The organism is Nocardioides endophyticus (genome assembly GCF_039543845.1).
Classification (GTDB): Bacteria; Actinomycetota; Actinomycetes; order Propionibacteriales; family Nocardioidaceae; genus Nocardioides; species Nocardioides endophyticus.
The window spans coordinates 14,378-37,693 of record NZ_BAABKN010000037.1; the positions used below are offsets into that span (position 1 = coordinate 14,378).

Genomic DNA, 23,316 nt, shown 5'->3' on the forward strand with positions numbered 1-23,316 from the left:
TGCTGTGCGGGTGTGCGGCCCAGTCTTGCGGATGGATGGAAAACAACCCACCCCGGCTCGCGACAAATTGTCGGGCCGGGGTGAGTTATGTCCAAGTGGCCGACGCAGCGGCCGAGGCCAGTGACCCGGTCAGACCCCGCGGAAGCGGTTGATCGCCTCGAGGTGCTGGTCGCGCAGCTCGTGGTCGCGGACGCCGAGGCCCTCCTCCGGGGCGAGGCAGAGGACGCCGACCTTGCCCTGGTGCTTGTTGTGGTGCACGTCGAGGGCGGCCTGACCGACCTCGTCGAGGGAGTAGGTGCGCGAGAGGGTCGGGTGGATCTTGCCCTTGGCGATGAGGCGGTTGGCCTCCCACGACTCGCGGTAGTTGGCGAAGTGCGAGGAGATGATCTTCTTGAGGTTCATCCACAGGTAGCGGTTGTCGTACTCGTGCATGTAGCCGCTGGTGGAGGCGCAGGTGGTGATGGTGCCGCCCTTGCGGGTGACGTAGACGGACGCGCCGAAGGTCTCGCGGCCCGGGTGCTCGAAGACGATGTCGATGTCCTCGCCACCGGTGAGGTCGCGGATCATGCCGCCGAACCGGCGCCACTCCTTCGGGTCCTGGGTGTGCTCGTCCTTCCAGAACTTCAGGTCGGCCTCGGAGCGGTTGATGACCATCTCGGCGCCCATCGATCGGGCGATCGCGGCCTTCTCCTCATTGGAGACCACGCAGACCGGGTTGGCGCCGCCGTTGAGGGCGTACTGCGTCGCGAACCCGCCCAGGCCGCCCGATGCGCCCCAGATCAGGACGTTGTCGCCCTGCTTCATGTCGCCGCCGTTCTTGGAGACGAGCTGGCGGTACGCCGTGCAGTTCACCAGCCCGGGGGAGGCGGCCTCCTCCCAGGTGAGGTGGGCGGGCTTGGGCATCAGCTGGTTGGCCTTGACCAGCGCGATGTGCGCCAGGCCGCCGAAGTTGGTCTCGAAGCCCCAGATCCGCTGCTCCGGGTCGAGCATCGAGTCGTTGTGCCCGTCGGGCGACTCCATCTCCACCGAGAGGCAGTGCGCGACGACCTCGGTGCCGGGTACCCACTTGGTGACGCCGGCCCCGGTGGCGAGCACCACGCCGGAGAGGTCGGAGCCGACCACGTGGTAGGGGAGGTCATGGCGCTTGCCGAGAGGGGAGAGCTTGCCGTAGCGCTCGAGAAAGCCGAAGGTCGAGACCGGCTCGAAGATCGAGGTCCAGACGGTGTTGTAGTTGATCGCGGACGCCATCACCGCGACGTACGCCTCGCCCGGGCCGAGCTCGGGGAGCGCCACGTCCTCGACGTGGAGGGACTTGCGCGGGTCCTTCTCCTTGGCGTCGAGGCCGGCGAACATCTCGGCCTCGTCCTTGTGCACCGTGACGGCGCGGTAGGACTCGGGAAGCTCGAGAGCAGCGAAGTCAGCGGCGGTCGTGCTCTGTGGGTCTTCCGTGGCGGCCATGATCGCGTCGAGGATGTGCTGCACGTCGGCTCCTGGGTGGGTCAGGTGTCGGACTAGGTTGGGCGGGACATTACGCACGGGTAACAGTTGTGCGCACCCCTGTGTGATCTATCTGGCTCCCCGTCGAGGCGTACCGTCGTATCAGACCGCCGCGACCGGCGTGGTGGTTGCTATCGGGGGGACTGATCGACGTGGGCCGACCACGGAGGAGCAGGACGCCTTCCTGCAACGCGACCGAGATGCTGCTGCGCTCCGGCAGGGGGATGGCAGGTTACGCCGACGACGCGGTCGAACCGCTCACGCCGGTGCCGCGCCGGCCAGCCGACACGACGGAGTTCTTCGCCGAGCGGATCGAGTTGGGGCTGCTCCAGGTCGGACGCCGGCTCGACACCGTGATGACGGTGCTGTCGCCGTACCGCACGACCGACGACGAGCTCCACACCGCGTACGTCGAGGCGCATGACGCGCTCGGCGACCTGGCGGCCACGTACACCTGGGTCACGCTCGGGCGGCGGCCGGCTCCACCAGCTCGACGAGCACCCCGCCGGCGTCCTTCGGGTGGATGAAGTTGATCCGGGAGTCGGAGGTGCCGCGGCGCGGCTCGTCGTACAGCAGGCGCAGGCCGCGCTCGCGCAGGATCGCGCTGACCGCCTCGACGTCGGTGACCCGGTAGGCCATCTGCTGGATGCCAGGTCCCTTGCTGTCGAGGAACTTGGCGATCGTGGACTGCTCGTTGAGCGGCGCGAGCAGCTGGATGCACGAGCCGGAGTCGCCGACGGCCATCATCGCCTCGCGTACGCCCTGCTCCTCGTTGACCTCTTGGTGGGCCAGCCGCATGCCGTACGTCGTCTCGTAGAAGGCGATCGCGACGTCCAGGTCGGGCACGGCGATGCCGACGTGGTCGATGGCGGTGAACAGGTGGGCGGCGGCATCCAGACCGTTGGCAGAGCTCATGTGCGACATGGTCGTACGCCACGGGCCGCGCGGCGAGCGCGTGTGACGTTTTCCACCCTCGCCGCCCCCCGGACCCGTGGGTAAGGTCGATGGAGATCGACCCATCAAACTCTGGAGGCTCCTCATGTCCGGTCCGTCCGTCATCGTCGCGGGTGCACGCACCCCGATCGGCCGCCTCCTCGGCGGCCTCAAGAGCCTCTCGGCGGCCGAGCTGGGTGGCGTCGCCATCAAGGGCGCGCTGGACAAGGCCGGCGTGCAGCCGGAGCAGGTCGACTACCTGATCATGGGCCAGGTCATCCTCGCCGGTGCCGGCCAGAACCCCGCCCGCGTCGCCGGCATCGCCGGTGGGTTGCCGTGGACCATGCCGTCGATCACGATCAACAAGGTCTGCCTGTCGGGCCTGAACTCCATCGCGATGGCCGACCAGCTGATCCGCGCCGGCGAGTGCGAGATCGTCGTCGCCGGCGGCATGGAGTCGATGACCAACGCCCCGCACTTACTGCCGAAGTCGCGTGAGGGCATCAAGTTCGGCGACGTGCAGTTGGTCGACTCCATGGCGTACGACGCGCTCTACGACCAGGCCACGAAGCAGGCGATGGGCGGGCTGACCGAGCAGATCAACGCCGAGGGCGTGAAGCTGACCCGTGAGGAGCAGGACGCCTTCGCAGCCGCTTCGCACCAGAAGGCCGCCGAGGCCTGGAAGAACGGCGTGTTCGACGACGAGGTCGTGCCGGTCTCGATCCCGCAGCGGAAGGGCGACCCGATCGTGGTCAGCGCCGACGAGGGCGTGCGTGGCGACACCACCACCGAGTCGCTCGGCAAGCTGCGCCCGGCGTTCAGCAAGGACGGCACCATCACCGCCGGCTCCGCCTCGCAGATCTCCGACGGGGCCGCGGCCGTCGTCGTGATGAGCAAGGCCAAGGCCGAGGAGCTCGGTCTGGAGTGGCTGGCCGAGATCGGTGCGCACGGCATGGTCGCCGGCCCCGACTCGAGCCTGCAGCTGCAGCCGGCCAACGCCACGCAGAAGGCCTGCGACAAGGAGGGGATCACCCCCGCCGACCTCGACCTGGTCGAGTTCAACGAGGCCTTCGCCGCGGTCGGCATCGAGTCGGCCCGCGCGCTCGACCTCGACCCCTCGATCGTCAACGTCAACGGCGGCGCGATCGCGCTCGGCCACCCGGTCGGCATGTCCGGCACCCGCGTGGTGCTGCACCTGGCGCTCGAGCTCAAGCGTCGCGGTGGCGGCGTCGGCGCGGCCGCCCTGTGCGGCGGCGGTGGGCAGGGCGATGCCCTGATCGTGCGTGTCCCGAAGAACTGACGCTTCGTCTGTCCCGGACCTCGTCGAGCGCGCCCGCGCCGGCGAGGCCCGGGCGGTCGCGCGGCTGATCTCCCTGGTCGAGGACGAGTCGCCGCTGCTGCGTGAGGTGATGGCGGCGCTCGCGCCGCACACCGGGCACGCCCAGGTCATCGGGATCACCGGGTCGCCCGGCGTCGGCAAGTCGACGTCGACCAACGCGCTCGTCAGTGAGCTGCGCAAGCAGGACAAGCGGGTGGGCGTCCTCGCCGTCGATCCGTCGTCGCCCTTCTCCGGTGGCGCCCTGCTGGGGGACCGGGTGCGGATGCAGGACCACGCGCTCGACCGCGACGTCTACATCCGCTCGATGGCCTCCCGCGGCCACCTCGGCGGGCTCTCCTGGACCACGCCGCAGGCACTGCGGGTGCTCGATGCCGCCGGGTGCGACGTGATCCTGATCGAGACCGTCGGCGTCGGCCAGAGCGAGGTCGAGATCGCCGGCCTCGCCGACACCACGATGGTGCTGCTGGCACCCGGCATGGGCGACGGGATCCAGGCCGCCAAGGCCGGCATCCTCGAGATCGGCGACCTGTACGTCGTCAACAAGGCCGACCGCGACGGTGCCGACCAGGTCCGCCGCGACCTGCGCTCGATGCTGCAGCTCGCCGAGCGGCCCGAAGGCGCGTGGCGCCCGCCGATCGTCAAGACCGTCGCTCAGAAGGGCGAGGGCCTCGACGAGGTGGTCGCAGAGATCGACCAGCACCGCGAGTGGCTGACCGCGAGCGGCGAGCTCGAGAAGCGGCGTACCCGCCGTGCCCGGGACGAGATCGAGGCCATCGCGGTCACCGCCCTGCGCAAGCGCTGGGGCGACGTGCATGGCCGCTCGGAGCTCGACGACCTGGCCGCCGCCGTCGCTGCGGGAGAGACCGACCCGTACGCCGCGGCGGACGAGCTGCTGGACACGTTCGCCGACTGACGACAGGCTGTGCGCCCGTGAGCATCGCGAGCGGACCCGTCATCCAGATCTGCTGGGTCACCGACGACATCGAGGCGACCGAGCGGCTGCTGTCCGACCAGTTCGGAGTCGGAGGGTGGACCCGGATCCCGGACGTCCGGTTCGGGCCGGAGACGACGACGCTGCGTGGCGCCCCGGTGGACTGCACCCTGCACGTCTCCCTGGGGTACGCCGGGGACCTGCAGCTCGAGCTGATCCAGCCGGTCGCGGGTCCGTCGATCCACCGGGAGTTCCTGGACGCCCACGGCCCCGGCCTGCACCACGCCTGCTTCGCGGTGGACGACGTCGAGGCGGCCTGCGCGGCAGCGGAGGCCGCCGACGTGCCGGTGCTGATGCGCGGCTCGATGATGGGCGGGGAGATCGAGTTCGCCTACGTCGACGGGTCGGCCGGGGGAGCGCCGTACGTCGAGCTGGCCCGGATCGGCCCGCAGATGCAGGAGTTCTACGACGCGGTGAAGAACGCATGACCCGGTCACCGAGGACAGCCCTGGTCACCGGCGCCGGCCCGGGTTCGCTCGGCGAGGCGACGGCGGACGCCCTGCGCGAGCTCGACTTCCGGGTGCTGACGACCACGCGGACCTGCGCGGTCACCGAAGACACGCACCCGCTGGAGCTCTCCTTGCGGTCATCGGTCGCAGCACTGGCCGCGTGGGTGGGGTCGACGACCGACCGGCTGGACGTGCTGGTCAACAACGCCGGCATCCACCTCGACCTGCGCTCGAAGTGGTCCGAGCCGCAGCTCGTCGACGGTCACGAGATCCACTGGCGCACCAACTACCTCGGAACCGCCGAGCTGACGCGGCTGCTGCTCCCGCGGCTGCTGGCGACCGCCGAAGCGGAGGGGGAGGCGCGGGTGGTCAACGTGGTCTCCAAGCTGCACGCCCGGGGCCGCAACGAGTGGCTCACCGGGGATGTTGTGCCGTACGACTCCTGGGCGGCGTACGGCACCTCCAAGCTCGCGCTCGTGCACGAGGCCGCCGAGATCGAGCGGCGGTACGGCGCGCGTGGGCTGCACGGCTACTCGCTGCACCCGGGCTCGGTCTACACCCGGATCGCCGACCGGGGCTTGGAGACCGCGCCGGTGCTGGCCCGGCTGCGCAAGCTGGTGGCGCCCCTGGAGCGGCGCTCGCTGACCTCGCCGGCCGAAGGTGCTCGCACCACTGTCTTCTGCGCGACCTCGGCCGACGCCGTGCCCGGTGGCTACCACCGGCGCTCGGCTGTCGCCGAGCCGTCGGCCGACGCGCTCGACGCCGCGGCCGCTGCCCGGCTGTGGGAGGCGACGTCGGCCTGAGGTCGGCGCCATGACCTAATCTCGCAGGCGTGACCCTTCCGTTCGACCCGATCGACGAAGCCGCCCGCCAGTGGGGCAAGCGCTGGGACGGCGTGCCGGCCATGCATGCGGTCACGTCGCTGATGCGCGTGCAGCAGCTGGTCATCGGGCGGCTCGACGCGATCCTCAAGCCGCACGGGCTCAGCTTCGCCCGCTACGAAGCGCTGGTGCTGCTGACCTTCTCGTCGCGCGGGTCACTGCCGCTCGGCAAGATGGGCGAGCGGCTACAGGTGCACCCGACCTCGGTCACCTCGATCGTGCGGCGCCTCGAGGCCGCCGGGCTGGTGGAGCGCAAGGCACACCCCGTGGACGGGCGAGCGGTGCTCGCCGAGATCACCGACAAGGGGCGGGCCCTGGTCGAGGTCGCCACCCGGGACCTGGTCGACGCCGACTTCGCGTTGAGCGCTCTCTCCGACGCCGACCTCGAGATGGTGTCGGCCGTCCTCAAGCCCGTCCGCAAGGCGGCGGGGGACTTCTAGTCATGGTCACGGCCGACGACGTACGACGGGTCGGTCTGGCCCTGCCTCGGACCTACGAGTTCTTCACCGGCGGCCGCTACAAGCTCAAGGTCCGCCAGATCGTCTACGCCGCCTTCTCGAAGGACGAGTCGGCGATGGGCTTCGGGTATCCAAAGGACGCACGCGACGGACTGATCGAGTCCGACCCCGAGACGTTCTTCCTGCCGCCCACGAGCGACCTGCGCTACCAGTGGGTCTGCGCCCACCTGGGCCGGCTCGACCAGGTCGAGATGCGCGAGCTGGTGACCGATGCCTGGCGGATGTGCACGCCGAAGATGCTCCACGACCTGCCCGAGCTAGAACCTCCGGCCGCCGCTGCCTGGGCCGCGATCGACGCAGGCGAGTGGCACGACGTACGGCCGCTGCTGCACCCCTACCTGCACTTCCAGGACGGGGCGGTCGTGCTGCGCGGCCGCAACGCCGTGCTGGAGCACCTGCGCAGCCACCCCACACCGAAGCCGCCCGCCGCGGTGGAAGTCCGCGGCGGGCAGCTCTATCGGTGGGTGCGTTAGATCAGGCGCCGCCCGGCTGGGTGACGCCGTTGACCTTCAGGGTGTACGGCGCGAACTGCTGGACCAGCTCCGAGGAGTCGTCGGTCGCCACGATCGCCACCACCTTGTCGAAGACCACGGCGGGGAGCAGGTCGCGACGGTCCAGGTTGAGGTGGTTGCGGCCGTTCCACTCGACCTGCAGCACGGTCGGGATCTTGCCCGCGCGGATGCCGACCAGCTTGACGTTCCAGTTCTGGACCGCCAGCGGGCTGATCTGCGTGGGCGACTTGAACGGCGCCAGGCTGGAGCCGTCGCTGATGGTGGTGCCGCCGACCAAGATGTCGTCGACCAGCAGGCCACCCTCGTTGACGCCGCCGTCACTCACGTAGCGGAAGCTGAGCAGCACACTCTGCCCGGCGTACGCCGAGAGGTCGAACGTGTGCGGCTCGAACCCGGTGGTGGTGCCGTTGAGCGCGGCGCCGAGCGGGCCGTCGGTCGTCTTGTCTCCGGCGATCGAGGTGTAGGTCTTGCCGCCGTCGGTCGAGATCTGGACGTAGCCGTAGTCGTAGCCGGCCTCGGCGCCGTACTTGGCGTCGAAGGTCAGCGTCGGGTCCGCGGCCGGGACCGTCACCGGGGTGACCGCCGCCGAGTCGAGGTTGTTGGCGTTGCCGGACCACAGCACCGAGTTGCCGGGCCGGTCCGGGTCGTTCGAGACCAGGCTCCAGGTCAGCGGCTGGGTCGGCAGCGTCGACGCGCCTTCGAAGGTCAGCGTCTTCAGCTTGCTGCCCTTCAGCGTCTTGCCGTCGGCTCCGCGGAGCGCGACGTAGTCAGCACCGTTGGGTGCGGCGCCGGGGGTGTCGTAGGACTCCGGGTTGTCGAGGTTGACCGTCGAGCGCAGGCTGGGCGTGGTGACGACCCGCTTGTCGGCGCCGAGCACGATCGAGTGCTTGGCGTCGCCGACGATCTTGTCGAGCAGCACCATCGACTGGTACTGGTGGATGACCTTGAAGGGGTCGTTGATGCCCTCGCCCTCGAGCTCGTTGGCGAGGCTGGCGATGCCCTGGAACTCACCGTCGCGGTGCAACGCCGACATGAAGTCGGTGCCGAACCGGTCGTAGAGGTAGAGCATCATCGAGTAGGCGTTGCCGTAGTCGGCCAGCGTCGCGGCCGGGTTGGGATCCTCGCCCCACAGGGTGAGCGAGTTCTGGGCGCCGCCGCAGTCGCGGGGGTTGGGGTTGTACGGCGTCTGCACGATCCCGAAGCCCTGGAAGCAGTAGATGTGGCTGTCCGCTCCGGGCTGGTCGACGGTCTTGGTGGCGTCGACGTACCCGACCAGGGTCTGGGCGAAGTCGGACAGGCCCTCGTTGATCCAGTTCACCTCGAACGGGTCGGTGTAGTGCTGCAGGAGGTGCTGCCACTCGTGCGCGAAGGTGCCCTCGTAGAGGTTCGGCCGGGCCGGGCGGCTCGTGCAGGGGTCCGTGGTCGAGGCGTCCGGCGGGTTGTCGCCGGTGCGGTGCGCCCAGTCGTAGGCATCGATCGTCATCACGTTGCGGTCGACGAGGTCGTTGAACTGCGACGAGAAGAAGCCGGCGATGTACGTCGAGGCCGCGGGGAAGTCGTAGTAGTTGTCGTCGCGGACGTTGTCGATCAGCGCGACGGTGTTGTCGCCGTCTCCGGTGTAGTCGCCGGCGATCTGGGCGTTGGTGCCGTCGAGGTCCGGGGGAGTGCTGAAGGTGGCCGTCTCCTTCGGGTACATGTTGTTGTCGAACTCGCTGACCAGGCGGTCGACCTGGGCCTGGGTGACGACGGTGCTGTCCGTGCCGCGGCAGTCGCCGGCGGGGAACGAGGTGTCGTTGGCGACCCAGACCTCGATCTTGTCGCCGACGCCCTTCAACGTGTACGGCTTCAGGTACAGCTGGCCGTTGAAGTCGTCCAGTGCCAGCCACGAGCGCACTGTGCCCGTCGGGGGCGTCGCCGCGGCGGCCAGAGCCTGCGCCTTGAGCCGTGACTTCGAGCCGACCTTGTCGAGCTGCTTGGTGGAGTACTTCGCGTCCGGCGAGACCTCGCGGGTGTCGCTGGGGGCGGGTGCGCCGGGTGGAGCGGCGGTGGCGGTCCCCGGGGCCGCGGTTGCGGATCCGAACGGGATGAGGAGACCGGCCGCGCACGTGGCGAGGGCGACTCCGGCTGGCAGGAACGACGTCTTCATGAGACCTCCCGAGAATGGCGCCGTGCCGAGTGCTGACCCGCGGTAGCGGGTGGCGCCGAGATCCGTCCTATCCCGAACCCCGCGGGGCTCGCAAGAGTCTGGTTGCCTCACAAACTCGCAGTTGGTGCATTTAGTAGGACGTCCTACTAACTCCAGTATGAGCGAGAACGCGCGTACCCGCTGGCAGGCCCGCTACGAGAAGTCCCGGGTCCGCGAGGTCGACTTCACGACGCTGAGCGGGCTCGAGCTCGAGCCGGCGTACGGCACCGACGACTCGGAGTGGCCCGGCGAGTTCCCGTTCACCCGCGGTCTCTATCCCACCGGCTACCGCGGCCGCTCGTGGACGATCCGGCAGCTCGCCGGCTTCGGCAACGCCCAGCAGACCAACGAGCGCTACCGGATGATCCTCGGCCGCGGCGGCGGCGGGCTGTCGGTGGCCTTCGACATGCCGACCCTGATGGGCCGCGACTCCGACGACCCGAAGGCGCTCGGCGAGGTCGGCCACTGCGGCGTCGCGATCGACTCCGCCGCCGACATGGAGGTGCTGTTCGACGGCATCGACCTCGGTGACGTCACGACCTCGATGACGATCAGCGGCCCCGCCGTACCCGTCTTCTGCATGATGATCGTCGCCGCCGAGCGGGCCGGGGTCGACACCGGCAAGCTCAACGGCACGCTGCAGACCGACATCTTCAAGGAGTACATCGCCCAGAAGGAGTGGATCTTCGGGCCGGAGCCGCACCTGAAGCTGATCGGTGACCTGATGGAGTACTGCGCCGAGAGCATCCCGGCGTACAAGCCGCTCTCGGTCTCCGGCTACCACATCCGCGAGGCCGGCTCGACGGCAGCGCAGGAGCTCGCGTTCACGCTCGCCGACGGGTTCGGGTACGTCGAGCTGGGGCTGTCGCGTGGCCTCGACGTCGACGTCTTCGCGCCCGGGCTGTCCTTCTTCTTCGACGCTCACGTCGACTTCTTCGAGGAGATCGCGAAGTTCCGCGCCGCCCGCCGGATCTGGGCGCGCTGGATGCGCGACGTGTACGGCGCGAAGACCGACAAGGCGCAATGGCTGCGCTTCCACACGCAGACGGCGGGTGTCTCGCTGACCGCGCAGCAGCCCTACAACAACGTGGTCCGCACCGGCATCGAGGCGCTCTCGGCCGTGCTCGGCGGCACCAACTCGCTGCACACCAACGCCCTCGACGAGACCCTCGCGCTGCCGAGCGAGCAGGCCGCCGAGATCGCGCTGCGCACCCAGCAGGTGATCATGGAGGAGACCGGCGTCGTCAACGTGGCGGACCCGCTCGGTGGCTCCTGGTACGTCGAGGCGCTCACCGACCGGATCGAGGCAGAGGCCAACGCCATCTTCGACAAGGTCCTCGCGATGGGTGGCTCGACCCTCACGTCCGACCAGCCCGAGCGGATCGCCGAGGCGGTCGCCCGCGGCGAGGCCCCGATCACCCAGGGGCTGCTGCGCGGCATCGAGGAGGGCTGGTTCATGTCCGAGATCGCCGAGGCGGCGTTCCAATACCAGGTCTCGCTGGAGAAGCGCGAGAAGCGCATCGTCGGGGTCAACTGCCACACCGAGTCCGTCACCCACGACCTGGAGATCCTGCGGGTCTCCCACGAGGTCGAGGTCGAGCAGGTCCGCGTGCTGGCCGCCCGCCGCCAGGCGCGTGACGACGCCGCGGTCAAGGAGGCGCTCGACCGGATGGTCGCGGCGGCTCTCGCCGACGAGAACACCATCGAGCCGATGCTCGACGCCGTGCGCGCCGAGGCCACGCTCGGGGAGATCTGCGACGCCCTGCGGGCCGAGTGGGGGGAGTACCGCGAACCGGCCCGGTTCTGAGTCTGCCGCCCGGCTCCCTAGGATTGGCGCATGACCCAGCAGCCGTTCTCGCGCCCCGGCGCGATCGACCTGTCCGGCCTCAAGGCGCCCGCCCCCCAGTCGGGGTCCGCCGCACCGGGGGGCGCGGCGCCGGCCGGCGGCTCGTCGTACGCCGTCGAGGTCAGTGAGGAGAGCTTCCAGTCGGTCATCGAGACCTCGATGACGGCGCCGGTCCTGCTCGTCTTCTACTCACCGACGCGGATGCCGGAGAGCCAGCAGCTCGCCGACGACTTCGTGACGCTGTCGACCGAGTTCGAGGGCCGGTTCCTGGTCGGCCTCGTCAACATCGACGCGGCGCCGGGCATCGCGCAGGCGATGCAGATCCCGTCGATCCCGCTGGTGGTGGCGGTCCTCGACGGCCGTCCGGCGCCGCTGATCCAGGACGTGCTGCCGATCGACGAGCTGCGCTCCGCTCTCACCACCGTGATGCAGCAGCTGACCGCGCAGGGCATGACCGGCCGGCACCAGCCCCGATCCGCTCCCGTCGACACGGACGGCGACGGCGAGCCCGACGTCGACCCGCGCTACGCCGCCGCCCAGGACGCGCTGGGCGACGGCGACATCGACCGCGCGGTCGCGGAGTACCAGAAGCTCGTCACCGCCAACCCGGCTGACGTCGAGGCTGCGGCGGGCCTGGCGATGGCGAAGGTCCTGCAGCGCACCCAGGGCGTCGACCTCAACGCCGCCCGGGCCGCCGGCGCCGCGAACCCTGACGACGTGGACGCCCAGACCATGGTCGCCGACCTCGACATGCTCGGTGGTCACGTGGAGGACGCGTTCATCCGGCTGATCGAGCTGGTCCGTCGTACGTCGGGCGACGACCGCAACAAGGCACGCGAGCACCTGCTCGGCCTCTTCGGCGCCGTCGGCAACGACGACCCGCGGGTGCTCAAGGGCCGGCAGAGCCTGGCTTCTGCGCTCTTCTAGTCGGGTCGTCCGCCTCTCGGCTAGCTATAGGTGCTCCTCAGGCGGACGACCCGGTCAGAGCCTCCAGCACGGCCCGTACGGCGGGTGACTCCGCCATGCTGCGCCGGTGCACCGCGATCACGTCGCGGGTGGGTTCGGGATCGTGCGCGGGTACGGCGACCAGCTCGTCGCCGAGCGGCTGGCGACCCAGTCGGGGGACCAGGGCGATACCGAGGCCGGCGCGGACCAGCGCCAGGTGGGAGTCGAACTCCATCGCGGTGTGCGCGATCCGAGGCAGTCGCCCGGTCCCGGCGTACATCCGGGTGAGCCACTGACGGCAGATCGTGCCCTCGGGGGTCGCGATCCAGCCCTCGTCGACCAGGTCTCGTGGGCTGACCCGGGTCCGCTCGGCGAGCGGATGGCCGACCGGCACGATGACCTCGGCGAAGTCGGTCGCGACCTGGGTCGCCGCGAGGTGGTCGGGGATCGCGATCGGGACATCGCCCCACCGGTGCACGACGCCGAGGTCGCTCTGGCCGGTCGCGACCAGGTCGATGGTGTCCCAGGGCTCGCGCTCGGTGAGGGACAGCGTGAGGTCGGGGTGGTCGGCGCGGAGGTCGCGGACGACGGGGGCGACCAGGCCGCGCATCGCGGTGGAGAACGCCGTCAGACGGAGGTGACCCGACACCGTGCCGGCCCGCTCGTGCAGCCCGGACTCGACCTCCTCGAGGTCGGCGAGCAGGCGGGCACCGGCGTCGACGAGGTGCCGGCCGTGGTCGGTGAGGATCACCCCGCGACCGACCCGCTCGAGCAGGGCGACGCCGGTCTGCTTCTCCAGTCGCTTGACCTGCTGAGAGATCGCGCTCGGCGTGAAGCCCAGTGCGTCCGCGGCGCCGACGACGGAGCCGTGGGTGTCGACAGCCCGGAGGCTGGTCAGGGCGGCGAGATCAATCATGCAGCGATGCTACATGGATCCATGCATCAGGATTCGCTGGTGCTACATGGTCGCCGTACGGTTGGCTGGTCGGTGTGAACCGCCGTGACTCCCTCCTCGCCGCCCTCGTGGCCACGATCTGGGGCTTCAACTTCGTCGTCATCGACTGGGGGATGGAGGGCATCCCGCCGCTGCTGTTCGTGGCCATCCGGTTCGTGCTCGTGGTCTTCCCGGCGATCTTCTTCGTCGCTCGGCCGGACGCCCCGTGGCGGGTGATCGCGGCCGTCGGCGTCTTCATGTCCCTGGGCCAGTTCGGTTTCCTCTACGTCTCGATGGACGCAGGCATGCCGCCCGGCCTCGCCGCGCTGGTGCTCCAGGCGCAGGTGATCTTCACCGTGCTGATCGCCGCGGGCGTGCTGCGGGAGATCCCGACCACGGCCCAGGTCGCGGGTGTCGTCCTCGGCTCCGTAGGACTCGCCGTCGTCGCGGTCGGCCGCGGCGGCCAGGTGACCCTGCTCGCCCTCGCGCTCTGCGTGCTCGGCGCGCTGTCGTGGGGGATCGGCAACGTGGTCTCGCGCGCGTCCGGGGTGAAGGGCGGGCTGTCGCTGACGGTCTGGTCCGCGGTCGTCGTACCGGTGCCGCTGCTCGCGCTGTCGCTGGCGATCGACGGGCCGGGCGTGGTCGGCGACGCGTTGCTGTCGTTCTCCTGGCAGGCGGCGGTCTCGACGCTCTACACCGCGGGGCTGGCCTCGTTGGTGGGGTACGGCGTCTTCAACACCCTGCTGTCGCGCAACCAGTCGTCCTCGGTCGTGCCGTGGGTGCTGCTCGCGCCGGTCGTCGCCATGGCGTCGGCCTGGCTGCTCCTCGACCAACGCCCCAACTCGGCCGAGCTGCTCGGCGGACTGCTGCTGATCGTGGGCGTGCTGGTCGCGATGCGGCCGGTGTGGCGCGCGCCGGGCGTCGGTGGCTTGGGATCGGTTCCTGGGGCCCAGACCGAGCCGAATCCACCGCTACCCAGGGTGGCGACCGTGCGGCGGTGAGCAGGCAACCGTTTCGCACCGAACCGGATGGGAATTCGGTTGCTCACGCACCGCTGCCCGGTCCGTCACGCCATGGGCGTGGCGGCGGAGCGGTAGACGAGCTCGTCGCTCGGGACGATCTCGCGGCCCAGCGGTAGCAGCGAGATCGGCACCATCTTGAAGCTGGCGATGCCGAGCGGGATGCCGATGATCGTCAGGCACATCGCGACGCCGGTCACGACATGGCCGATCGCCAGCCAGATGCCGGCGACGACGACCCAGATCACGTTGCCGATCGTCGACCCGGCCCCGGCGGTGGGCTTGCGGATCGCCGTACGCCCGAACGGCCAGAGCGCGTAGTTGGCGATCCGGAACGACGCGATGCCGAACGGGATCGTGATGATCAGGATGCAGCAGATGACCCCGGCGACGACGTACCCGATCGCCATCCAGAACCCGCAGAGCACCAGCCAGATGACGTTGAGGACGAATCGCACCCGGTCAATCTAGCCAGTGCTAGGCAGCGGGACCCTTCGCTCGTACGTCGGCAACGGTGTCCATCGCCTCGCGCAGCTCCGCGATCCAGTCGCTCTCGTGCTGCCCGACGAGCCGTACGCACCAGGCGAGCGCGTCGGCACGCGAGCGGGCGACGCCGGCGTCGACGAGAGTGTCGAGCACCAGCCGCTGCGGCTGGCGCAGCCGGGTCATCGTCGGGGCCGAGACGTGGGTCCACAGCTCCCGATGCTCCCCGATCGCCAGGCCCCAGGAGACCTTGCGCTCGAACCGGTGCTGGGCCTCGCGTGCGATCTCCATCCGCTGGTCGCGGGTCTCCTCGCGGAAGGCCGACGCCCGGCCCGCCCGGGCCTCGGCCATGGCCGCGTCGGACGCGCCCTCGAGCTCGACGTCGGCGATCGACAAGATGACCGTGATCTCCTCGCGGTCCACCGTGACGACGGCGGGGGCTGACTGCCACTCCGCCGGGAGCCGGCCGGCGAACCAGCCCGTCACGCGCTCCGTGAGTTCGTTTGTAATCATGTAATCATCGTGCCACGGACCACCAAATCGCCGAGTCGGCGCAAAGTGACCCCGGCTCAGGGTCACTTTGCGCCGACTCGCGGGTCAGTTTGCGCCGACTCGGCTCTAGCGCCCTGACTCGGTGTACGCCGGGCCAGCGGACCCGCCCGGCGCGAGGTTCGCGAGCGCCGACTCGATCCGGCGGGCGGTGAAGTCGGCGCAGCGCTCGGTGATCTGCTCGAGGGTGCAGAACTCGGCCGAGCGGATCTCGCGGGCCTCGCGGACGATCGAGTCGGTGAGGGTGGCGTCGTGGACGCCGCCGTCGAAGACCAGGCAGAGCGCGTCGTCCCAGCCGCTCCACGGGGGCAGCCAGTCGGTCAGCACCAGCCCGCCCGCGGGGAGGTCGAGGCCGAGCTCCTCCTCGATCTCGCGGGTGACCGCCTGCTGCGGGGACTCGTTGACCTCGACGACACCGCCGGGCAGGTCCCAGTCGGGCTTGTAGGTGAGTTGGCACAGCAGCACCCGCCCGTCCGGGTCGCGCACCAGCATCTGTCCGATCGCGCGCTTGCGGGGGAGGAAGGAGTTGAGCAGCGCCCGGAACCCCTCCGGCTCGTTCAGCGGGGTGTCGGTCGCGAGGCGTGCGTAGACGACGCGGTCGACCGGCGACCCGTCGACGGTCACGCCGCGCATCACGCCCTCGCGGCGCAGCCCCGACCAGGTCGCGGCGCGCTGGCCACCCTCGTCATCGGGGTCGACCAGGGCCTCGACCCGGGCGTGGTCGAGCAGGGCGCCCACCACGTGGTGGCGGATGACGTCGATCGGCGTGTCGACGGTCCACGTGATCCGGGCTGTTCCCTCCGCGACGGTGGTCACGATGGTGGCGGGCTCGGTCACGGGAGTCAGAGTAGTGGTCTCGACAAGTCGGTGTTGCCCGATGTCAGCGCCTGCGCAGCCACACCGTCGCGAGCGGCGGTACGACGATCGTGGCGTGCGCGGGCTGGCCGGACCAGTCGCCGGCGACCGCGGTCACCGATCCGAAGTTGCCCACGCCGGAGCCGGCGTACGCCTCGGCGTCGGTGTTCAGGATCTCCTCCCACTCACCGTCCGCAGGCAGACCCACCCGGTAGTCGTCGTGGGGCACGGACGCGAAGTTGGAGACGCAGACGACGTCGGGTGAGTCCACGGATCCGCGGCGGATGAAGGAGAAGACGTTGCGACCGGCGTCGTTGGCGTCGATCCACTGGAAGCCGCTGGGGTCGTTGTCGCGCGACCAGACGGCGGGGGAGCCGACGTACGCCGCGTTGAGGTCGCGCACCAGGTCGGAGACACCGCGGTGCTCTGGGTGCTCGAGCAGCCACCAGTCGAGCTCGCGCGACTCGGCCCACTCGGACTCCTGCCCGAGCTCACAGCCCATGAACAGCAGCTGCTTGCCCGGGTGGGCCCACATGAACGCCAGGTAGGCGCGCAGGTTGGCGAGCTGCTGCCACCGGTCGCCCGGCATCTTGCGCAGCAGCGAGCCCTTGCCGTGCACGACCTCGTCGTGGGAGAGCGGCAGCACGAAGTTCTCGGAGAACGCGTAGACGAGCGAGAACGTCATCTCGCCGTGGTGGTAGGCACGGTGCACGGGCTCGTGGGCCAGGTAGTCCAGTGAGTCGTGCATCCAGCCCATGTTCCACTTGAAGCCGAAGCCGAGTCCGTCGGCCGACGTCGGGCGGGTGACGCCGGGCCACGACGTCGACTCCTCGGCGATCGTGGCGATGCCGGGGATGCGCTTGTAGACGGTGGCGTTCATCTCCTGCAGGAACTGCACGGCCTCGAGGTTCTCGTGACCACCGTGGATGTTGGGCGACCACTCGCCGTCCTCGCGGGCGTAGTCGAGGTAGAGCATCGAGGCGACGCCGTCGACGCGCAGCCCGTCGGCGTGGAACTCCTGGAGCCAGTAGACGGCGTTGGCGTAGAGGAAGTTGCGCACCTCGCGCCGGCCGAAGTTGAAGATGTGGGAGCCCCACTCCTTGTGCCACCCGCGCTGCGGGTTGGGGTCCTCGTAGAGCGGAGTGCCGTCGAAACGGGCCAGCGCCCACTCGTCGGTGGCGAAGTGGCCGGGCACCCAGTCGAGGATCACGCCGACGCCGGCCTGGTGCAGCCGGTCGACGAGCAGGCGGAAGCCGTCGGGGTCACCGAAGCGCGAGTCGGGCGCGAAGTACGACGTCACGTGGTAGCCCCACGAGCCGCCGAACGGGTGCTGCATCACCGGCATCAGCTCGACGTGGGTGAACCCCAGCCCGGCGACGTACGCCGGCAGCTCGTCGGCCAGCTCGGCCCACGACCAGAAGCGGCCGTCGTGATGCTTCTTCCACGAGGCGAGGTGCATCTCGTAGATGCTCATCGGCCCGTTCACCGGGGAGCCCTTGGCGCGCTCGGCGAGCCACGCGTCGTCACCCCACTCGTACGCCGACTCGAAGATCTTGGAGGCAGTGTCGGCCGGCTTCTCGGCCCAGGCGGCCATCGGATCGGCCTTCTCGCGCCACTCGCCGTCGGGCCCGAGGATCACGTACTTGTACGCCGTGCCGCCGCGGACGCCGGGCACGAACAGCTCCCAGACGCCGGACGACCCGAGCTGCCGCATCGGGTGCTCTCGCCCGTCCCAGCTGTTGAAGTCGGCCTTGATCCGCACCGCGCGAGCCGACGGCGCCCACACGGCGAAGGATGTGCCGGTGACGGGCTCCAGCGCACCGGGGTAGTGGCGCACGTGAGCGCCGAGCACCTCCCAGAGCTGCTCGTGGCGGCCCTCGTTGATCAGGTGCAGGTCCATCTCACCGAGCGTCGGCAGGAACCGGTAGGAGTCGTCGAGCACGATCGGGTCGGCGCCGTACGACGCCGCGACGCGGTAGTCGGGCACGTCCGGCAACGGCAGGACACCAACCCAGATGCCCTCGTGCTCGTGGGTGAGCGCGACGGCACCGCCGTCCCAGCGCACCTCCACGGACGACGCGAGCGGCTTGAGCACGCGCACCGTCACTCCACCGTCGTGCGGGTGCGGTCCCAGCACGCCGTGCGGGTTGCCGTGCTGGCCGTGGACGACCTGGCTCAGCTCGTCCTCGGCGACCGGCTGTACGGCGTGGGCCTGCGGAGTCATGCGTCTCCCATTCTGGCGACGGCGGCGAGCGGGATGTCCACCCAGGCCGGTCGGTTGCGCGTCTCGTAGACGGTCTCGTAGACGACCTTGTCGGCGACATAGGCGTCCAGCAGCACGCGCTGCTCGTCGCTGACCTCCCCGCCGGCGTACGCCACCAGGAAGTGGTTGGCGTTGCGGTGGGCCCACTCGTCGGCGCGGTAGGCGCGCTGCGGAGCACCCTCGGCGTCGTCCTGGGCGAAGGAGCGCTCGACGACGCGCGGTACGTAGTCGAAGGAGCGCAGCATCCCGGCGACGTCGCGCCAGGGGGAGTCCGGCAGCAACCGCTCGGCGAGCGGCTTGGCGGGCTCGCCCTCGAAGTCGACGATCTTCCAGCCCAGGCTGGTGCGCAGCGTCTGCCCGAGGTGCAGGTCGCCGTGGACCTGCTGCACGGTCAGGCCCGGCAGCGCACGCACCCGGTCGTACGTCGCGCGCAGGGCGTCGGCGTACGGCGCGAGGTCGGGCACGACGTCGAGGGCGGCGTCGAGGCGGGTGGTCATCGCATCGGCGAGCGCGGTGGCAGCCTCCGGGCCGCGGCGCTCGGTCGGGAAGTGCTCCGCCAGGACGGCGTGCACCTCGCGCAGCGCCTCCCCGAGCCGGGCGGACTCGCCGGCGAAGTCGCCGCCGGCCTCGTGCGCGTGCAGGTCGGCCTCGGCGAAGAGGTTGCGGGCGCTGGTGACCGCGAGGTCCCAGCCGTCGCTGGCCGTGCGCAGGAACTGCTGGAGCATCGCGAGCTGCATGGTCGTGCCGCGGCCCTCGTCGGCGTCGGCGTCGACCCAGTCCAGCCAGCCGTAGAGCGCGGCGATGTGGTCGGAGCCCGCGGCGGTCAGGACCTCGTGCACCTGGATGTCGGGGTTGACCCCGGGCGTGATCTTGCGGAAGACCTTCATCAGCGAGTCCTCGCCGAAGGCGACCGAGGAGTTCGACTGCTCACCCGAGAAGAGCGCGGAGTGGGTGTCGAGGTCGAGCTCGTGGCCGGGCAGTCGATGGAAGGCCAGGCCGCTGTCGAGCTCGGTGCGATTGCCCCCGGCCTCGTCGGCCGCAGCGGCGAACGCGCGCAGCCACAGTCCCATCGCGTCCCGGTCGTGGAGCGCGTCGTACGCATGGACCCAGCCGAACTCCGGCTCCTCCCACCAGCCGAGGAAGGCGTGGTCGAGCCGGGTCTCGGGCTCGGTGTAGAGGGCCAGCGGCACCTGGTAGATCTCGCTGCCGCCGGGCCCGTCCTCATAGGCGACCTCGACCAGGTCGATCACCACCCAGAGGCCGTCGCCACTCCCGGGGAGCTGGCCGATCCGACGTACGCCAGCGACCGAGAAGGGACGTCCCTTGCCGGCGAACCAGCGGGTGCGCTCGAGATACCTGACGAAGACGTCGGGCTCTACCTCTGAGATGGACGGGGTCACAGCAGCTGGCCCTCCTCGGTGGGTTCCTGGGCGGTCAGCCGGAACCAGTAGAAGCCGTAGCCGGACAGCGTCAGCAGGTAGGGGAGCTCGCCGATCTCGGGGAACGGCACCCCGCCCAGGAGCTCGACGGGCTGTCGGCCCTGGTAGCGCCGGAGGTCCAGCTCGACCGGTTGGGGGAAGCGCGAGAGGTTGTTGACGCAGAGGATCAGGTCCTCGCGGCCGTCCTCGGTCCGGTGCTCGCGGACGTACGACAGCACCGACGGGTTCGAGCCGCCGAGGTCGTGGAACTCCCCGAGCCCGAACGCTTCGTGGTTGCGGCGCGCGTGGATCATCCGGCGCGTCCAGTGCAGGAGCGACGAGGAGTTCTCGAGCTGTGCTTCGACATTGACCGACTGGTACCCGAAAACCGGGTCCTGGATCACCGGGCGGTCCAGCTTGCCCGGGGTGGCGGACGAGAAGCCAGCGTTGCGGTCGGCCGTCCACTGCATCGGAGTGCGTACGCCGTCGCGGTCACCGAGCCAGATGTTGTCGCCCATCCCGATCTCGTCGCCGTAGTAGAGGCACGGCGAACCGGGCAGCGAGAGCAGCAGTGCGTTGAAGAGCTCGATCTGGTTGGTGTCGTTGTCGAGCAGGGGAGCGAGGCGCCGACGGATGCCGATGTTGGCCTTCATCCGGGGGTCCTTGGCGTACTCGCCCCACATGTAGTCGCGGTCGTCGTCGGTGACCATCTCGAGGGTCAGCTCGTCGTGGTTGCGCAGGAAGATGCCCCACTGACAGCTGTCCGGGATCGCCGGGGTCTGCTCGAGGATCTCCGAGATCGGGAAGCGCGACTCGCGGCGCACCGCCATGAAGATGCGCGGCATCACCGGGAAGTGGAAGGCCATGTGGCACTCGTCGCCGCCGACCTCCGGGTCGCCGAAGTAGTCGACGACGTCCTCGGGCCACTGGTTGGCCTCGCAGAGCAGCACCCGGCCGGGGTACTCGTCGTCGACGACCTTGCGCACCTTCTTGAGGAAGTCGTGGGTCTCCGGCAGGTTCTCGCCGTTGGTGCCCGGACGCTCGTAGAGGTACGGCACCGCGTCGAGGCGGAAGCCGTCCATGCCCATGTCCATCCAGAAGCGGATCGCGTCGATGATCGCGTCGTGCACGGCCGGGTTGTCGAAGTTGAGGTCGGGCTGGTGGGAGAAGAACCGGTGCCAGAAGTACTGCTGGCGCACCGGGTCCCAGGTCCAGTTCGACGGCTCCGTGTCGACGAAGATGACGCGGGCGTCCTCGTAGAGCTCGTCGGTGTCGGACCAGACGTAGAAGTCGCCGTACGGCCCTTCGGGGTCGTTGCGCGACGCCTGGAACCACTCGTGCTGGTCGCTGGTGTGGTTCATCACGAAGTCGATGATCACGCGCAGCCCGCGCTTGTGGGCCTCACCGAGGAAGTAGCGGAAGTCGTCGATGGTGCCGATGTCCGGGTGCACGCCGGTGTAGTCGGCGACGTCGTACCCGTCGTCGCGCAGCGGGCTCGGGAAGAACGGCGGGATCCAGAGGCAGTCGACGCCCAGCCACTGCAGGTAGTCGAGCTTCTCGACCAGCCCGCGGAAGTCCCCGGTGCCGTCGGCGTTGGAGTCGCGGAACGCGCGGACCAGCACCTCGTAGAAGACCGCGGTCTTGAACCACTCGGGGGTCCGGCTGGTGCTCTCGTCGGTGATCTCGGGGGTCAACGAGTCCTCCTGACGCTGAGGATGTGGGCCGGCTCGTGGTGCGGGTCCAGCCGGACGTAGTTGTGCTGGGCCCAGGTCCAGTCCTCGCCGGTGATCTCGTCGTGCACGACGAACGAGTCGTTGTCGTGCATCCCGAGCGCCGGCAGGTCGAGGTGCACCATCGTCTCGCGGGTGGCGTGCGGGTCGACGTTGACGACGACGATCACGGTGTCCTCGCCCTCCTGCTTGCTGAAGACCAGGATGTTCTCGTCGTCGCTGTAGTGGATCGCCACGTTGCGCAGCCGCTGGAGCGCCGGATGAGCGCGGCGGATCTCGTTGAGCCGGGTCAGGTACGGCGCGAGCGTGCGCCCGTCCGCCTCGGCGCCGGCCCAGTCGCGGATCCGGATCTGGTACTTCTCCGAGTCGAGGTACTCCTCGCTGCCCGGCTTCACTGCCACGTGTTCGAAGAGCTCGAACCCGGCGTACACGCCCCAGCTCGGCGATCCGGTCGCGGCGATGGCGGCGCGGATCTTGAACGCCGCCGGGCCGCCGTACTGCAGGTAGGCGTGCAGGATGTCGGGCGTGTTGACGAAGAAGTTCGGCCGCATCAGGTGGTCGGTCTTGTGGGAGAGCTCCTTGAGGTACTCCTCGAGCTCCCACTTCGCGTTGCGCCACGTGAAGTACGTGTAGGACTGGTGGAAGCCGATCGCCCCGAGGCCGCGCATCATCGCCGGCCGGGTGAAGGCCTCGGCCAGGAACAGCACGTCGGAGTCGGTACGGCGGACCTCGGTGAGCAGCCACTCCCAGAACGCGACGGGCTTGGTGTGCGGGTTGTCGACCCGGAAGACGCGAACGCCGTGCGACATCCAGAGCCGGACGATCCGCAGGACCTCCTGGCAGATGCCGCTCGGGTCGTTGTCGAAGTTGACCGGGTAGATGTCCTGGTACTTCTTCGGCGGGTTCTCGGCGTACGCGATGGTGCCGTCGGCGCGGGTGGTGAACCACTCGGGGTGGCTGGTGACCCAGGGGTGGTCGGGCGCAGCCTGGAGGGCCAGGTCGAGCGCCACCTCGAGGCCGAGCTCGTTGGCCCGGGCGACGAAGGCGTCGAAGTCGGCGAACGTGCCGAGATCGGGGTGGATCGCGTCGTGACCGCCGTCCTTGGAGCCGATCGCCCACGGCGAGCCGGGGTCGTCCGGGCCGGGGTCGAGCGTGTTGTTGGGCCCCTTGCGGTTGACCTCGCCGATCGGGTGGATCGGCGGCAGGTAGATGACGTCGAAGCCCATCGCGGCGACAGCGTCGAGCCGCTTGGCAGCGGTCTTGAAGGTGCCGCTGGTGACCTGGCCGGTCTTGGCGTTCTTCTTGGCGCCCTCCGAACGCGGGAAGAACTCGTACCAGCTGCTGAAGAGCGCCTTCGCGCGGTCGGCGTACGCCGGGTAGGGGCCCTCGACGGTGAGCAGCTCGCGCAGCGGGTGCGCCGCCAGCACCTCGGTCACCTCAGGGGACTCGAGTGCCGCGAGCCGTGCGGCCGGGGGGCGCTTGGTGTCCGCGGCCGCCTTGCTCGCTCCGGTGAGGATCTTCTTGGCGAGGACGGCGCCCGGGTGGGCCGGGTCGATCGAGGCGAGCACCCTGTCGAGGAGGAGGCCGGCCTCGGTGAACATCAGCTCGACGTCGACGCCGGCTGGGACCTTCAGGCCGGCGGCGTGCTGCCAGGTGGCGACCGGATCGGACCAGGCGTGGACCTCGAAGGTCCAGGCGCCGCCGACGTCCGGGGTCACCCAGGCCTCGTAGAGGTCGGGCACCTCGGCGTGCTTCGTCATCCGAACCGGAGCGCGTCGTACGCCGTCCGGACCGGTGAGCACGACCTCGGCGCCGAGCTTGTCGTGTCCCTCGCGGAACACGCTGGCGGTGACGGGAAACGGCTCGCCGACCGTCGCCTTCGCCGGCTGCCGACCGAGGTCGACCAGCGGCGTGACGTCCATGACGGGGATGCGTCCGACCATGCGCTCCAACCTAGCGAGACGTGGGG

The 23,316-nt window shown here is 69.9% G+C and carries 21 protein-coding genes; 10 read left to right on the forward strand and 11 right to left on the reverse strand.

The features are described 5' to 3' along the window. Positions 1 to 129: 129 nt before the first annotated feature. Positions 130 to 1,482, reverse strand: a complete 1,353-nt coding sequence (ccrA, locus tag ABEA33_RS26105) for a crotonyl-CoA carboxylase/reductase (protein WP_345530070.1) — start codon at positions 1,480 to 1,482, stop codon at positions 130 to 132. 215 nt (positions 1,483 to 1,697) lie between these two features. Between ccrA and ABEA33_RS26110 the strand changes: the two genes are divergently transcribed. After that, positions 1,698 to 2,024, forward strand: a complete 327-nt coding sequence (locus ABEA33_RS26110; protein WP_345530071.1) for a hypothetical protein — start codon at positions 1,698 to 1,700, stop codon at positions 2,022 to 2,024. On the opposite strand, the gene mce is transcribed toward ABEA33_RS26110, so the two are convergent. Next, on the reverse strand, positions 1,957 to 2,412 hold the full coding sequence (gene mce / locus ABEA33_RS26115) for a methylmalonyl-CoA epimerase (protein WP_345530072.1): 456 nt from the start codon (positions 2,410 to 2,412) through the stop codon (positions 1,957 to 1,959). The two genes, ABEA33_RS26110 and mce, sit on opposite strands and share 68 nt — an antisense overlap. A 124-nt stretch (positions 2,413 to 2,536) precedes the next feature. Between mce and ABEA33_RS26120 the strand changes: the two genes are divergently transcribed. The 6 genes from ABEA33_RS26120 to ABEA33_RS26145 are packed head-to-tail and all read left to right on the forward strand — an operon-like array spanning position 2,537 to position 7,081. After that, the gene (locus tag ABEA33_RS26120; protein WP_345530073.1) at positions 2,537 to 3,730 is read left to right on the forward strand and encodes an acetyl-CoA C-acetyltransferase; all 1,194 of its coding nucleotides are present in this window, start codon (positions 2,537 to 2,539) and stop codon (positions 3,728 to 3,730) included. Beyond that, positions 3,714 to 4,682 carry a methylmalonyl Co-A mutase-associated GTPase MeaB gene (meaB, locus tag ABEA33_RS26125; protein ID WP_345530074.1) on the forward strand — a complete coding sequence of 323 codons (969 nt, stop codon included), beginning with the start codon at positions 3,714 to 3,716 and terminating at the stop codon, positions 4,680 to 4,682. Before ABEA33_RS26120 ends, meaB begins: the two co-directional genes overlap by 17 nt. 17 nt (positions 4,683 to 4,699) lie before the next feature. Beyond that, on the forward strand, positions 4,700 to 5,188 hold the full coding sequence (locus ABEA33_RS26130) for a VOC family protein (RefSeq protein ID WP_345530075.1): 489 nt from the start codon (positions 4,700 to 4,702) through the stop codon (positions 5,186 to 5,188). Continuing rightward, entirely contained in the window at positions 5,185 to 6,012 is an 828-nt protein-coding gene (locus ABEA33_RS26135) for an SDR family NAD(P)-dependent oxidoreductase (RefSeq protein ID WP_345530076.1), read from the forward strand. Before ABEA33_RS26130 ends, ABEA33_RS26135 begins: the two co-directional genes overlap by 4 nt. 29 nt (positions 6,013 to 6,041) lie before the next feature. After that, positions 6,042 to 6,530, forward strand: coding sequence for a MarR family winged helix-turn-helix transcriptional regulator (locus ABEA33_RS26140; RefSeq protein WP_345530077.1), 489 nt, complete (start codon positions 6,042 to 6,044; stop codon positions 6,528 to 6,530). 2 nt (positions 6,531 to 6,532) lie between these two features. Next, the gene (locus ABEA33_RS26145) at positions 6,533 to 7,081 is read left to right on the forward strand and encodes an MmcQ/YjbR family DNA-binding protein (RefSeq protein ID WP_345530078.1); all 549 of its coding nucleotides are present in this window, start codon (positions 6,533 to 6,535) and stop codon (positions 7,079 to 7,081) included. A gap of 1 nt (position 7,082) precedes the next feature. Here the strand turns inward: ABEA33_RS26145 and ABEA33_RS26150 are convergent, their stop codons facing one another. Next, on the reverse strand, positions 7,083 to 9,266 hold the full coding sequence (locus ABEA33_RS26150; RefSeq protein ID WP_345530079.1) for a choice-of-anchor J domain-containing protein: 2,184 nt from the start codon (positions 9,264 to 9,266) through the stop codon (positions 7,083 to 7,085). 157 nt (positions 9,267 to 9,423) lie between these two features. Here ABEA33_RS26150 and icmA point away from each other — a divergent pair, with 157 nt between their 5' ends. Beyond that, positions 9,424 to 11,112: a coenzyme B12-dependent isobutyryl-CoA mutase large subunit gene (gene icmA, locus ABEA33_RS26155; RefSeq protein WP_345530080.1), complete on the forward strand. Its 1,689-nt coding sequence runs from the start codon at positions 9,424 to 9,426 to the stop codon at positions 11,110 to 11,112. Positions 11,113 to 11,142: 30 nt separating this feature from the next. Further along, complete coding sequence (locus tag ABEA33_RS26160) at positions 11,143 to 12,078, forward strand: co-chaperone YbbN (protein WP_345530081.1); 936 nt, start codon at positions 11,143 to 11,145, stop codon at positions 12,076 to 12,078. 37 nt (positions 12,079 to 12,115) lie between these two features. Here the strand turns inward: ABEA33_RS26160 and ABEA33_RS26165 are convergent, their stop codons facing one another. Then, the gene (locus ABEA33_RS26165) at positions 12,116 to 13,012 is read right to left on the reverse strand and encodes a LysR family transcriptional regulator (protein WP_345530082.1); all 897 of its coding nucleotides are present in this window, start codon (positions 13,010 to 13,012) and stop codon (positions 12,116 to 12,118) included. Between the two features lie 74 nt (positions 13,013 to 13,086). Here ABEA33_RS26165 and ABEA33_RS26170 point away from each other — a divergent pair, with 74 nt between their 5' ends. Beyond that, positions 13,087 to 14,031, forward strand: a complete 945-nt coding sequence (locus tag ABEA33_RS26170; protein ID WP_345530083.1) for an EamA family transporter — start codon at positions 13,087 to 13,089, stop codon at positions 14,029 to 14,031. A gap of 65 nt (positions 14,032 to 14,096) precedes the next feature. Here the strand turns inward: ABEA33_RS26170 and ABEA33_RS26175 are convergent, their stop codons facing one another. From ABEA33_RS26175 to ABEA33_RS26205, 7 genes are all read right to left on the reverse strand, one after another. After that, on the reverse strand, positions 14,097 to 14,507 hold the full coding sequence (locus ABEA33_RS26175; RefSeq protein WP_345530084.1) for a YccF domain-containing protein: 411 nt from the start codon (positions 14,505 to 14,507) through the stop codon (positions 14,097 to 14,099). Between the two features lie 19 nt (positions 14,508 to 14,526). Further along, a complete protein-coding gene (locus tag ABEA33_RS26180; RefSeq protein ID WP_345530085.1) occupies positions 14,527 to 15,045 on the reverse strand; it encodes a hypothetical protein in 519 nt (172 codons plus the stop codon). Between the two features lie 105 nt (positions 15,046 to 15,150). Continuing rightward, complete coding sequence (locus ABEA33_RS26185) at positions 15,151 to 15,918, reverse strand: NUDIX hydrolase (RefSeq protein WP_345530086.1); 768 nt, start codon at positions 15,916 to 15,918, stop codon at positions 15,151 to 15,153. A 43-nt stretch (positions 15,919 to 15,961) separates the two neighbouring features. Further along, complete coding sequence (gene glgB / locus ABEA33_RS26190; RefSeq protein ID WP_345530087.1) at positions 15,962 to 18,160, reverse strand: 1,4-alpha-glucan branching protein GlgB; 2,199 nt, start codon at positions 18,158 to 18,160, stop codon at positions 15,962 to 15,964. After that, a complete protein-coding gene (locus ABEA33_RS26195) occupies positions 18,157 to 19,599 on the reverse strand; it encodes a maltokinase N-terminal cap-like domain-containing protein (RefSeq protein ID WP_345530088.1) in 1,443 nt (480 codons plus the stop codon). The genes glgB and ABEA33_RS26195 overlap by 4 nt, the downstream gene beginning before the upstream one ends. Beyond that, positions 19,596 to 21,392, reverse strand: a complete 1,797-nt coding sequence (gene treS, locus ABEA33_RS26200) for a maltose alpha-D-glucosyltransferase (RefSeq protein WP_425577479.1) — start codon at positions 21,390 to 21,392, stop codon at positions 19,596 to 19,598. Before treS ends, ABEA33_RS26195 begins: the two co-directional genes overlap by 4 nt. Beyond that, a complete protein-coding gene (locus tag ABEA33_RS26205) occupies positions 21,308 to 23,290 on the reverse strand; it encodes an alpha-1,4-glucan--maltose-1-phosphate maltosyltransferase (protein WP_345530090.1) in 1,983 nt (660 codons plus the stop codon). Before ABEA33_RS26205 ends, treS begins: the two co-directional genes overlap by 85 nt. Positions 23,291 to 23,316: the final 26 nt, after the last annotated feature.